Raw genomic sequence first — 12,302 nt, 5'->3', positions numbered from 1 at the left:
TGCACCAGGACCCGCGGCCCATCCATGGCATCTAATTATCCTCCGGAACGCCGTACCGGTAATGCCGATAGGCATCGCGTGCGTAGCCGAAGTCGATCACTTCGAAGCTGTCGGCATCCGCGCCGCTGACCCGTTTCTTCCCACAGTACACGTCGCCGCCGTGGCGTGCATATGCCGACCTTGGATAGACCTTGAATCGCTGCGGGTCAACACCCTTGAGCACCTGCGCGCCGGCGTAGACCCGGCGGGCGTCTTTCCAGAATTGCGAGGTGCCGATGTCCTCGCAGGGGCTGACCGTGGCACCGTCCGCCCCGACGACGCGATTGCCGTCGTACCAGACATAGCGGCCGTCATAGGACAGTTTTGGATCGAACGGCGCGCGCGCATAGTGGTCACGGTCGGCGCCTTCCAGGATGATGGAATTCCAGTGCATATGAGACAGATAGCAGAGCTGGGTAGCATCTGCGTAGGTGGAGCCGCCTTGGTGACGCTCGCCTCCCAGGTAACGCAACGTGCTGCAGTCGAGTCGGGCATCGAGCCGGGTTGACCACAACAGTGCATGATGTTTCCCGCATAGCACTTCGCCCACACGGCGGAATGTGTCCGGCGCCTCTCCTTCCAGGATCGAGATACCGTTGTCGCCGTCGATCCAGTAGACGCGCTGGAGGTCCCCGAAAACATAGTCCTCAACGTGAGCAAAGGTGGCGCCATCGACCTGTGTCGGTTGCAGCCACATCATGTCGTACACGGCTTCGCTGGTGACGATGCCACCGCGTGCCTGGATTGCAGCACGGTTCTGCTCGCAGTGCGCTTTGCTCTTGTGCCTGTCAGGGTAATCGAGTCGAGCCTCGCACCAGAGCGTGTTGCCGCACAACAGCAATGGCCGGCCGTCAGCTCCGCCCGGACGGAAGCCGCGCACGGCCGTGTCCGGGTCACGTGTATGCACCCGTACCATCGGGCCGATGCCCTTGTACCAAAGGGTATGGCGATCACCGTAGAACGCCTCATTGTCGCTTCCCGCAGTCAGCCGGCGAAAGCTCGACGGTTCTGCCCCGGATAGCACCTGGCCGTTGTGGGAGTAGACCTGCTTGCCATCGGTGTAGAACAACAGGTCATAACGGTAGGGACGTTCTGGCGTGGCCTGGGCAGCGCCCACGTTGACGACGGCTTTCAGCGCGCGCAGCAAGGTGGGCGCGACGGCGGCACCCAGGTCCGTTTCCGGATCGAACTCCGACAGGCTGCCTACCCAGGCGTCGAACCACCCCGGCGTGCAGGCGGACATGGTTTCCCGCGTTGCGCTATGCCGCTTTTCCAGTGCGATGGAAACCTGGGTGCGGTGATCGCCGCTGTCGAACACGTGGATGAAGGCCGTTGTCCCGGCGGTGTAGCAGACCGCCACGCCGCGTAGCATCGCGCAGAGGCCGAGCACCTCCGTACGTGTTTCCTGCGAGTCACCGTAGCGGAAGCATGCCGCCACCTGCAACTCAGCCAGAGCCTCGTCGTGCCGGCACAACAGAAAACCATCGCCATCGACCAGACTGCCGGCGAGTTGGCTGACCAGCGCGTCCTTCACTGTCGCATGCCCGCACGGTAGCGACGGCGGCAGATCGTCGAATGCAATGGGCCAATCGGAAAAATCGCCGGCCGATAGCGGCACGGACTTGAGCCAGCGTTGGAAGCCCCCTTTGGAAAGGGGAATGCTGGCGCAGAGAAACAGGGGTTCGGACATTGTAACGAGATAAAGTCAGAATCAGGCGCGAGGCCCGGCGTGGTGTCGTTGCATGATCGACGGTGCAGAAGAAAGTGATCATTCATTCTGAAGGTCATGCGAAAAGCGATCGCAGACCGACGAAATGCCGCAACTTTCAGACTCCCAGAGGGAGGGTTTCCGATTTATGAAACAACGCGACGGAAGCCTGCACCCATCGGGAATGCAAGTGGGGTCAATGCACATCTCAATGATTGACAAAGACGAAGCTTAGACCGATCCCATTCCCTTCGCCACCCAAACACCGCCAATCAATAAGATGAATCGATCTGCCGGCATGTACAGGCCGCGCTACTCTCAGTTCATGGGGAAATCTTTTCAACTTCGAAATCGATCAGATTTTTCTGATAATTGATGCGGAAAAGTCTGAATATAGACCGCTGCCCGCCTGGGTGCCGGCCGTACCTTTCCCTTCTATGCATTGATGTATGCGGTATTCGGGTTCGGATGGGTGAATCGCGGCATTCGATCTCGGCTTCATGACGAATAAGAGAACTGCTACACTGCCGCGCAACGTGGAGAATGGGGGGTAGTGGATGCGGCGATTCGCCCGAGCCATGCTCGAACAGGGGCGCGAACGGACGTGCACCGTCGTTGTCGAGCTGATTGAGCTGGACCTGCAGGATGACAATGATCAGTCGCGCTTTGTAGTCGCATGCCGCCGGCAGCGTTGGAGCGGGGACAGGGTGATCTCCGAAACTGAGAGTACGCTCACAGCCGTACCCTGTACGCTGGCCGTGGCCCATCGCCGCGCCGTCGGTTACCTGCTGCGCAGGCTGGCGGTCGGCGATGTCTTGCGCGAACATGCTGGTTTTCCTGAACTGCAAGCCGTGACGGCCGCAACGGCGGCGGCCCCGGCCGCGTTTGCCGATCCGCTTTCCGCATCTGTACCGGCGCCGGATGTGGCGGCGCTGGTGCAGCGCTTCTCCCTCTCCGCCTGGCGGTTGCTGCCGCCTGCACGGCAAGCGCGCAGTGTCTGGCGCGTGGCCGAGCGCAGCGATGCCGCCACGACCGACCTGGCGAGCCAGCAGGCGCTGCGTGCCCTGGCGCCGCGTTTGGTGAGCCTGCTCGGCAGCAGCGACGACTTGCTCGACTACTGCCTGGCGGTGGCCCTGGGCCGCCTGGACGACACGGGAGCGCGTGCCGCGATGGGTGAACTGGCCGAGCGCGGACGTTCGCCCGCCACGCGGCGCATGGCGCGCCAGGCCTGGCTGCTGCTGGCCGGCGGCGACGCCGGGCGCAAGGCCGCGCTGCAGCCCCTGGCCGCGCGGTGGCAGGCCAAGGGCGCCAAACCGGAAACGGCCGCGGCCAGCGTTGGCGAATATCCGCAATGGCTGCTCGACGGTTACGACCTAGCGCTCATCGACTCCACTGCCAGGCAGGCCGTGCACGAGCATCTGCGCACGGCACCGCTCGAAGCAGGGTGCTTCGCGGCAGTGCGTGCGATCTACAAGACTGCCGAACTGCGGCGCGACGCCGGCACGCTGGCGCTGCTGCATGCGCGTTTCGAATCCACGCCTGCGCAAGGCCGTGCGGCCGGCGCCTATGCCGGCCCTACGCGTGCCTACCTGCGTGCCCGTGGCCTGCGCACCCTGCGCCGCTTGCAGCGGATCGGCCACAGCGCCGCGCCGGAGCTGGCGGTTGCACTGCTGCTCCAGCTGGATGACGAGCTGCATGCCCGGCGCCGCCAAGAGAACCGCTGGCAGTACGTCGATGGCCGCTATGCCACGCTGTGCCGCCATTACGACGGCGCAGCCGGCTGGCTGCTCGTCTCGCAGCTGTTGTTGCCGCACTGGCCGGCGCTCCAGGCAAGCCGGCGCAGCGGCCGCTGGTGGACCTTGGACCCGCTGGATCTTGCGCGGCCGCCAGCGCAGCGCGTGGAGGGCGGGCGCGAGATGTGGGACGCGAATCCGCAGGCCCTGGTGGCACTGGCGCTGCACAGCCACTCCTCGCTTGTGCAGTGGGTGGCAGCGCGAGCGCTGCAGGACCACGTGCCCTATCTGGCCGACGCGCCGGCCACCTCGCTCGGCATGCTGTTGGCCAGCCGCTACCCGCATACCGCGGCCGTTGCGCTGGCGGCCGTGCGGCACAAGCTCGCCGGCCTGCACGCGCTGGATGAGCGCCTGCCTTTGCTGATCGCACTCACGCGCAGCAGCGACGCCGACGCTGTCGCGCTGCTTGCCGGCGAGCTGGCACGCGCGCCCGCCGGACTGGCCGGCCGCGCCGATTTCGTGGCTGCGTTGCTGCTGTCGCCGCAGGCCACGATACGCGTTCAAGGCCAGGCGCTGGCGTTGCTGGCCCCGCCCGCGGTACTGCTCGGCGAGTTGTTGGAAGCCTTGCTGCCGCTGGATGACGACGCGCCCGCGCTACCCGAAATCGCACAGCAGTTGCAGGACTTGCTGGCCGGCGCACTGGCGGCGCACGCCGCCTCCGTGCCGCCGTCCGCGCTGCACTCCTTGCTTTTGCACCCGGCGCTGGCGGTGACCGAGGTCGCCACCGTCTGGCTTGTGCATCATCGCGCCGGCCTTGCGAGCCTGCCGCCGGCCACCCTGCACGCATTGCTGGCTTCCGACGAGGCCAGGCGCTGCGCCTGCGGCGTGCGCCTGCTGGCGGCGCTGCCCGATACCGTGCTGCAAAGCCAATCCGCGTTGCTGGCCGAATTCGCACTGCATGCCGATGCCGGCGTGCGTGCCGCCGTCGCCGTGGCCATTGAACGGCTGGCGCTCGCCCCGGACGCGAGCCGTGGCCTGGCCGAGCACCTGCATGCGGCCCTGTTTCGCAGCGAAGCCGCACATGGCCTGCACGATGATCTGCTGCGCTGGCTTACGGACCCGCTGGCTGCAGCGGCTCCGGCGCGGGACGCCCGGGGCTGCTGGCGTTCCTTGCAGGCGCGCACGGCGGGCGCACAGCGCTATGGCGCCTGGACGCTGGCGCAGCTGGCCGATGCCGAATTCAGCCTGCGCCAATGGGCCACGCTGCTTCGCCATGCGGATGTGGCGGTGCGCCAGCGCGCCATGCGCAGCCTCGACGCGCAACTGGGTGAGCCGCTACGCATCACGCCCGAGCAGGCCGCGCAGCTGCTGCCAGTGGCCAACAGCACCTTCGAGGACACGCAACGGTATGCCCGCCAGTTGCTGGGCGAGCGGCTGCCCGAAGCATCGCTGACGCCCGAACTGCTCATCGCATGGGTCGATCACCCGCAGGCCTGGGTGCAGGCGCTTGGACGCGCAAGGCTAACGCGGCGCATGCGGGCGCCCGAGGCCAGTCTATGCCTGCTCCGACTGGCGCAACACCCGGGCAATTCGGTTCAGCTCTTCGTGACGCAATGGCTGCTTGAATTGCCTGCCGAGGCGGACGAACCGCGCGCCGAGCGCCTGCGGCAACTGCAGCCGTACTTCCTGACGGTGCTGAGCCAGGTGCATCGCGCCCGGGCGGCCAAATCGCGCATTGTCGACTTCCTGCGCCAGCAGGTAAAAGCGCCGGCCTGCGCAGCGGTGGTAGCAGACATTTTCGCGCGCCAGGTGGTCGGTGCGAGCCTGACCGACCAGCCGCAGTATGTGGCCGGCCTGCGCGATATCGCGGCGCGCCATCCAGGTATCGTGCTGCCGTTTCTCGAATGGGTCGCGCCCGAGGCACGCGGCGCGCACCGCCGCGCCGTTCCCGCAGTAGCGCGCAGCTAACGCCAATACCATGAAATTCCGCTATCAGTACTACGGCGGCACGACCGTCGAGGATTCGCACGCGGCGCAGGCCTTTCAGTTCGCGCCGGACACGCTGCGCCCGCCAACCTGGTTCGATGGGGTGCTCCGCCGCGACGGGCTGACACACCTGCATTTCCGCGAGGCGCTGTCGGCGCTGCACGATGTCGTGGTCAGCGACATGCGCACGCGTGGACGGGACAGGACGGCCTATCGCCAATGGTGCGAAGCCAACGAGCAGACGCTGTTGGCCCGCTTCATGGCGGGAGCCGGCGAGCTGAAGCAACGCGCTGAAGCATTGGGCGCCGAGCTGACCAGCCTGCGCGCGCAGAAGTCCGCTGTGCTCAAGCCTTTCTACGCGGCGCAGCAGAAGTATTTCGATTGGCTGTACAACGCCAATCGCGACGCCTGGTATGTGCTCGACCCGGTGATCACCGTGCATCCCGACCGGCTGCTTTTCGAGGCTTTCAGCCAGGACGAATCCAGCTATTGCGCCGTCAGCGTCTCGCACGATGTCTTCGCCCGTATCGGCGGGATGGCCTGCGGAACGACCAATATCGACTACTCGGCCAGCCTCTACGACGAGTTCCAGAAGATTCGCGACTACAAGGAAACGCGCTTTGGCGTCGACCCCGCGGGCTTCAGCGTGTCGGTAGGCGACGATCCGGCCTTGCGCGAGGAAAAGATCGAGTTGCCGGACAGCTGGCTGCGCGGTTTCATGCAGGTCTCGAGCGCGATGGCACTGCCGGCCACGGTGCTGGACCTCCATCCCATGGACCTGCACAGCATCTGCGCCGTGCTGCGCCAGCACCGCGAACGCGGCGGGCCGCGCTCCATCCGCTTCGAGCTGTCGCCAAACGCGACGCCTCGGCTGGTATTCGAGCCCTGGGACATCGTCTTGCCCACGCGCCGCAGCCAGTTGCTGGGCGCGACGCTGACGCAGCCCCGCACCATCCGCCTTTGGGGCCGCCGCCGCCTGCTCACGCTGGAACGGCTCATCGGGCTCGCCACGCGGGTGCGCGTGCACCTGCTGGAGAGCGGCATGCCCAGCTTCTGGGTGGTTGAGCTGGGGGAGGTCACCGTGACGCTGGGACTGACAGGCTGGTCAGCCAGCGATTGGTCGGCTTCGGCGCGCTTCAACCTCCTCGCGCCGCGACATGCGGTGAGCGATGCGGCCAAGCTGCAGGTTGCGCAGGATCTGCAGCGCCACTGGCAAGCCACGCCAGGGGAGATTGCAGCGAGAACGGGCCTGCCCGAAGCCGATGTGCGGGCCGCGCTTGCGTCGTGGCTGCAAGCCGGCCGCGCCGTGTACGACCTGCCGGCGGCACGCTTTGCCTGGCGCGAACTCAGCCGCGATCCGCTCATGCTGGAACAGCTGCTGCTGGATAGCACGGAGGAAGACGCTGCGCTGAAGCTGGTGCACGCAGGCAGCGTGAAACTGATGGGCATCGAACGGGACGAAAGCAGGCTGCGTATCCGCGGCGAAGTCAGGCAAGGCCGGCAAAGCGCATCGCCGCAGCTCAGCCTCGATGCCGACGAACAGATCACCGATGCGCACTGCACCTGCAACCACTACCGGCAGAACCGGCTGCGCCGCGGTCCCTGCAGCCATATGCTGGCCCTGCGGCTGCTTGCCCAGCCACGGCTGGACGCACTGCGCCTGGCGGCGGCAGCCACGGCTGCCGACAAGGAAGGAATGGAATCATGATCGATCCGAGGAGAACCCCGATGCCGCGGACTGCCGCACACGCCCGTTACCACGCGGCTCATGCTATAGTGCGGCCAGATGCAGCGCGCAGGCTCTTGCAATCCGGGCGGTGTTTCGCCGCCCCTGTGAACTGCCGTTCCATGCGCCACGGGTGCCGTTTTCACTGTGCCGCACCTGCCACCCGTGCGCCGTTCCTGAGTGGCTTGCCACAAGCGAACGAGCGCACGGGTGGCGGTGCGGCGTCGAGTGAACAGCCCCCGTCCTGTGGGCCCTTCGGGCTCTTCGACGAGAAGCGCGCTGCATCGTCTTCCCTCTCTCAAGCCCATCAAGCTCATCAAGCTGGCTCATCGACCCGGAGCGCCCCGGAGCGCACGGAGCAGAAGCGATGAGCGCTCTCCAACCCACGCGTGCCGATCTCATCGAGCGCATCCGCGCTTCGAGCAAGGATGCGGTGGTGCTTGCCGAAATGCAGCGCCTGGGCTTCTGGCCGCACGATGAAGCGCAGCCGCAGCCCGCCGCCGGGTTTATCGAGCATGAGGCGGCGCTCATGAAGGAACTGGCCACGCTGCAGGAATCGCTGCGGCTCAAGGGCGATCCGGAGACCGCGCTGCGGGCCATGCGCAAGGAGCGTCTGGATGCCGCACGTGCGCAGCGGGAGCAAAACGCCCGAGCGCGTGAACAGCGCCGCCACGAGCGGGCATTGCAATGGCATGCGGCACGGCAAACGCAAGTTGTCTATCTGGGGGCTGGCGCTTCGGCCGGCTTGCAACAACCGGCCAGCGCGGACCACGCACGCCTGGCCGGACATGGCCTGCCGGCGCTCTACAGTCTGCAGGCGCTGGCCCAGGCGATGGGAATCGATCTCGCCGAACTCAAATTCCTGAGCTATCACCGGGAGGTGGCACGCAGCACGCACTACCGGCGCTTCACGCTGCCCAAGAAGACCGGAGGCGAACGCCTCATCTCCGCACCCATGCCGCGCCTGAAGCGCGCCCAGTACTGGGTGCTGGAAAACATCCTCGCCAAGGTAGCGGCGCACCAGGCTGCGCACGGTTTCCTGCCCGCGCGCTCCATCGTCAGCAACGCGCAGCCGCACTGCGGGCAGGATGTCGTCATCAATCTCGACGTGAAGGACTTCTTTCCCAGCATTGCCTTCGGCCGTATCAAGGGGGTGTTCATGCATCTTGGCTACCCCGAGGCCGTTGCCACCGTGCTGGCGCTGCTGTGCAGCGAGAACCGCTGCGACGAGCTTCTGGTCGATGGCCAGCGCTATTTCGTCGGCGGCAAGGCACGGGAGCGCGTATTGCCACAAGGTGCGCCCACGAGCCCCATGCTCACCAACCTGCTGTGCCGCCGGCTCGACCGGCGCCTGGCGGGCGTGGCGCATGCGCTAGGCTTTGCCTATACGCGCTATGCGGACGATCTGAGCTTCTCCGCCTCGGGCGAGGCCTCGCAGCGTGTGGGGATGCTGCTGCGCCGGGTGCGATGGACGCTGCGCGAGGAAGGCTTCACACCGCATCCGGATAAAGAACGCGTGATGCGCAAGGGCGCGCGGCAGGAAGTGACCGGCGTGGTGGTCAATGACGGAGCCGGCGTGTCGCGCCGGAAACGGCGCGCGCTGCGCGCCGCGCTGCACCGCGCACAACGCAGCGGCGTGGAGCAGGCCACCTGGGAAGGGGAACCGGCAAGCCGCGATCGCCTGCTAGGCTATGCCCACTTCGTGCGCAATGTGAACGCGGCACAGGGACAAGCGCTGGTGGAAGCCGCACGGGCATTGCCCGTGGGGCCGGCAACGACAGCTTCGACCGCCGCCGCGGTCAGCTTCCGCTGGCTTTCCGCTCAGGGCAAGGCGCCGGAACGGGCTGCGGGCCCCTGGTGGACGCCGGCGCCGCGCCCCGAGCCTGCGCGCCAGCGTACCGATGGCGAGATGCGCGAGGAGCGTGCCGCGCGGCGGCGGGCAGCGGCCGAAGAGCGGCAACGCGCGGAGGCCGAAGCTTTGCCGGCCACACCCGGTGTCGAACGTCGCGCTGCCGATCCGGTTGGAGAGGGGGACGTCCAAACCGCCGCGGCGGATGACGCAGCAATGCCGCCATCGCGCATGCGCGGGATCTATTGGTTGCAAATGATCGTGGTATGGCTGACCGGCGCGGTCACGCGCAGCAACCTCGTCACCCTCGCCGGGCTGGTCTATCTGGTGGCGGCCTATTATCTGCGCCGCCAGCGCTGGAAGCCCTTTCTTGTCGTTCTGGCTGGCATTGCAAGCGTCTCCTACCTTCTGCGCGGAGACTGACGACACGCCTGTGATAGGGTCCCGGCGGTGCTTGCTGTCCGTGTGTGAACGCCATCACGGGCAGCGCCCATTGGGGAGCACTTGCCTTCCGCTGACACTGCCTGCCGGGAGTAGGGGACTCCCCGGGCTGGGCGCGTCCGCGATCGGGCTAGGTTTTGATGAGCCTAGCCTATACTCCTGCCGTCCAGCGACAGAGTTCTTGCGGCATTGATCCAGGGCCCAAGTGCCAATGGAAATGTGTTTCCCAAGGGAAATGCTGATCAATGAGGTTTGCGCTTGATGTCGCACAAGCCAATGACCGGGATGTTCGCAATGCGAGCGAGATAGGCCGATTCAAGCCGGCTTCTCCGGCGCGCGCGGAGGCTCTGCCGGGACGGCGTGCGTACAGGCCCGCCAGCCGCTCGGCCAGAAACCGGCGCGACCAACGTGCGATAAAGCGCGAATCGCAACCGAGCCGCTGCATGATCGCCGACCACTCGCCGGCGGTGGCGCCAGAGGCGGCGAAGCAGGCCTCACGCTGCGCGTTCCATCGACACGGCGCCGCCACTGTTCTCATGCGCGCCGGGAAATGGAGGCGGCAACGCTTGATCGTAATGTTCCTGCCTATGCCGCTGGTTCCTTGCTTGCCGCGGTGGCTTGCCCTGGCAGCAAGGCGCGCAGCGCGTCAGCCTTTGCGAGCATGTCGTCGTGAGCGGCCTTGACATCGCCATCCGCGCCCCAGTCCCCAAAGGGAGCATGTCCCCGGGCCAGGGCGGCGGCCTCTTGCTCCAGAAGCTCCGCGGCCTCCCGGATTGCCTTGTATCCAGGGGTATCGGTCTCAGCACTGTCAGGCATGGATCGGATCAGGTTCATCAGACTGCGCGGAGACCCGGGCCTTCCGGCCGGGGAGGGATAGCGCGCGACGCATAGCGTCGCCCCTGTGTCCGCTCTCCTTGGTAGAGTGGAGTGCGCTATGCATGAATAACCGTATCCGCCGCCACGCTGCAGGATCCATTCCGCAATAGCGGTGGAACGCGTCAAAAGGGCGGGGCTCCCTGGAATTTGGCAGGGCCACATGATGCCCTATATGTGCGTCGCCCGGATGTAGGAATTCTCTTGAAACTGATGAGAAATCTCTGTTCTTGTGGGTGAGCGCAGCTATGCCTACGCATGGGCGCTGCAAGAAGCAACTGCATTTGTCGCGTCAGTCGATGCGGCGCCTGCCGGCCACGGCAGGCAGCCTCAGCGCGCGGATTCCACGCCAGGCACCAGGTACTTGTCTGCTTCTGGTCTCAGGATCGGCTTCAGCTCGCTGAACGGTATGTCCATTTGTGGTCCCAGGCATGCCCCCATCGCGTGACCGAATCCCGAAACACTAGGCTCCAGTACTCCAGGAGTGGCTACGCCCAAGCGGCTGCGGTAACTGCGCCCGTCGCGCGTGCCTTGCCAGGTGGCCACAGGGTGATCGAAGGTCGGCGGAGCGTCGTACTTCGAGGCATCGCGATCGCTGTCCGGAAGGTCCGGTTGCGCAAGCGGCCCAGTTGCGGAACGCAAAGCGCCAGGGTCTCAATCAGCTTTTCAATGTCTTCCATGTTCCGCTGCCATTGCGAAGTGGTTGAAACGCGCCAGCGAGCGCGCAATCACCGCTCCTTGGTTTGGGGGCTCAGTGCACAGGATGGTGCGCCGTTGTTTCCACGGCACGCACATCAGGGAGACTTTTAACCTGGATGGGGCGCAAATTGAATGAGAATCTTCCTGGAGTGTGCATGCGGATTTATCTGAGGCTCAATGGCTCGACGCTATGGAGGACCATGGGCGGATCCTGGCAGCGTTTTCAGGCCAGGCTTGCCGAGGATTCCCGGCCTGTGACCACGCGAACGCCATATACATGGACATGGCGTCGCATCCTGTCGTCATTCGTTGGCGCGTGGCTCGCGCACCAGCAGCGTGTCGCAAGGCAGCCAATCCAGCAGTTTGGCCGCCGTGCTGCCAAGCAGCAGGCTCATGATTGCGCTGCGGCCCTGGGTTCCCATCACTACCAGGTCGATGTCGTGCTGCCGGACATATTGGGTCAGGGCGGTTTCGACTGCGCCGCGTTCGATGACGGGGCGGACTTTGACATGGGCGGGGAGTCCGGTGGCCGCGAGGAAGGCACTACACTCGGCTCGCTGCTTGTCGAGGCCGATGGGGGAGCTGGGTATACCTTCGACGAGGCTGGAGGGTAGGCCTTTGACGAGGCTGGACATTGGCATGTCATCAGCGTGATAGAGGATAAGCTCCCGTCCCGGAAATAGCCGTGCCGCGGCTTGCAGGGCACGGCTGGACGACGCTGAGAAATCGCTCGCCACCACGATCCGCTGATACGATGCGTGCGCTCGATAGCGCACCACCAGCAAGGGTTGCGGCAGCGAGCGCGCCAGGCGCTCGACGGTCGAGCCGGCCAGGAAGCGCCCCGTGATTTCATTGCGCGAGACGCCGGTGACCACCATGCCAGCATGGGCGCCGATGGCCGTGGTCCGGATGGCGGCAGCCGCATCGTTGCTCCACGCGGTGTGCAATGTCGCGGGGACGTTCATCCCCGAGAGATCACGGACGAGCTGTTGTCGCGCCAGGTGCAGGAGCGGTTCATCGCTGGCTTTGCCTCCGGCCCAGGCCAATGCCAGGTCGGCCGATGCGGCAGGCTCGAGCACTTTCAGCACGACCAGTTCGGCCCGCCACTCGCTGGCCAGTTGCGCGGCCCGGTCAAGCGCGCGATCGCAGCGCGCGCTGAAATCGGTGGCCAGCAAAAGCCGGTCTGGCGTGGTTCCTGCAAGATAGGTTTCAGTCATGGGGATCTCTCCTTTTGGCGTGTTTGACCAG

At 65.8% G+C, this 12,302-nt stretch carries 7 protein-coding genes; 3 read left to right on the top strand and 4 right to left on the bottom strand.

Annotated elements, in window-relative coordinates:
• Positions 1 to 31: 31 nt before the first annotated feature.
• The gene (locus AC3FOF_RS07175) at positions 32 to 1,729 is read right to left on the bottom strand and encodes a DKNYY domain-containing protein (protein WP_488726165.1); all 1,698 of its coding nucleotides are present in this window, start codon (positions 1,727 to 1,729) and stop codon (positions 32 to 34) included.
• Between the two features lie 341 nt (positions 1,730 to 2,070).
• The gene (locus AC3FOF_RS07170; RefSeq protein ID WP_488726164.1) at positions 2,071 to 2,574 is read right to left on the bottom strand and encodes a hypothetical protein; all 504 of its coding nucleotides are present in this window, start codon (positions 2,572 to 2,574) and stop codon (positions 2,071 to 2,073) included.
• Here AC3FOF_RS07170 and AC3FOF_RS07165 point away from each other — a divergent pair.
• From AC3FOF_RS07165 to AC3FOF_RS07155, 3 genes are all read left to right on the top strand, one after another.
• Positions 2,563 to 5,448, top strand: a complete 2,886-nt coding sequence (locus tag AC3FOF_RS07165; RefSeq protein WP_488726163.1) for an ATP-binding protein — start codon at positions 2,563 to 2,565, stop codon at positions 5,446 to 5,448. The two genes, AC3FOF_RS07170 and AC3FOF_RS07165, sit on opposite strands and share 12 nt — an antisense overlap.
• Before the next feature lie 10 nt (positions 5,449 to 5,458).
• Positions 5,459 to 7,174 (top strand): SWIM zinc finger family protein, encoded by a 1,716-nt coding sequence (locus AC3FOF_RS07160; RefSeq protein ID WP_488726162.1) that lies wholly within the window; start codon positions 5,459 to 5,461, stop codon positions 7,172 to 7,174.
• A gap of 385 nt (positions 7,175 to 7,559) precedes the next feature.
• Positions 7,560 to 9,464 carry a reverse transcriptase family protein gene (locus AC3FOF_RS07155; protein WP_488726161.1) on the top strand — a complete coding sequence of 635 codons (1,905 nt, stop codon included), beginning with the start codon at positions 7,560 to 7,562 and terminating at the stop codon, positions 9,462 to 9,464.
• Positions 9,465 to 10,067: 603 nt separating this feature from the next.
• Here the strand turns inward: AC3FOF_RS07155 and AC3FOF_RS07150 are convergent.
• Positions 10,068 to 10,316 carry a hypothetical protein gene (locus tag AC3FOF_RS07150; RefSeq protein WP_488726160.1) on the bottom strand — a complete coding sequence of 83 codons (249 nt, stop codon included), beginning with the start codon at positions 10,314 to 10,316 and terminating at the stop codon, positions 10,068 to 10,070.
• 1,040 nt (positions 10,317 to 11,356) lie between these two features.
• Complete coding sequence (locus tag AC3FOF_RS07145) at positions 11,357 to 12,271, bottom strand: universal stress protein (RefSeq protein ID WP_488726159.1); 915 nt, start codon at positions 12,269 to 12,271, stop codon at positions 11,357 to 11,359.
• Between the last annotated feature and the right edge of the window lie 31 nt (positions 12,272 to 12,302).

This window comes from Cupriavidus sp. 96C5-1 (assembly GCF_057798855.1).
Note: the sequence above shows the minus strand (reverse complement) of the source record. Positions and strands in the feature narration are given on the sequence as shown.

Coding starts and splice junctions, on each gene's coding strand:
- AC3FOF_RS07175 (WP_488726165.1), bottom strand. CDS start 1,729: ATGTCCGAACCCCTGTTTCTCTGCGCCAGCATTCCCCTTTCCAAAGGG.
- AC3FOF_RS07170 (WP_488726164.1), bottom strand. CDS start 2,574: ATGTTCGCGCAAGACATCGCCGACCGCCAGCCTGCGCAGCAGGTAACC.
- AC3FOF_RS07160 (WP_488726162.1), top strand. CDS start 5,459: ATGAAATTCCGCTATCAGTACTACGGCGGCACGACCGTCGAGGATTCG.
- AC3FOF_RS07155 (WP_488726161.1), top strand. CDS start 7,560: ATGAGCGCTCTCCAACCCACGCGTGCCGATCTCATCGAGCGCATCCGC.
- AC3FOF_RS07150 (WP_488726160.1), bottom strand. CDS start 10,316: ATGAACCTGATCCGATCCATGCCTGACAGTGCTGAGACCGATACCCCT.
- AC3FOF_RS07145 (WP_488726159.1), bottom strand. CDS start 12,271: ATGACTGAAACCTATCTTGCAGGAACCACGCCAGACCGGCTTTTGCTG.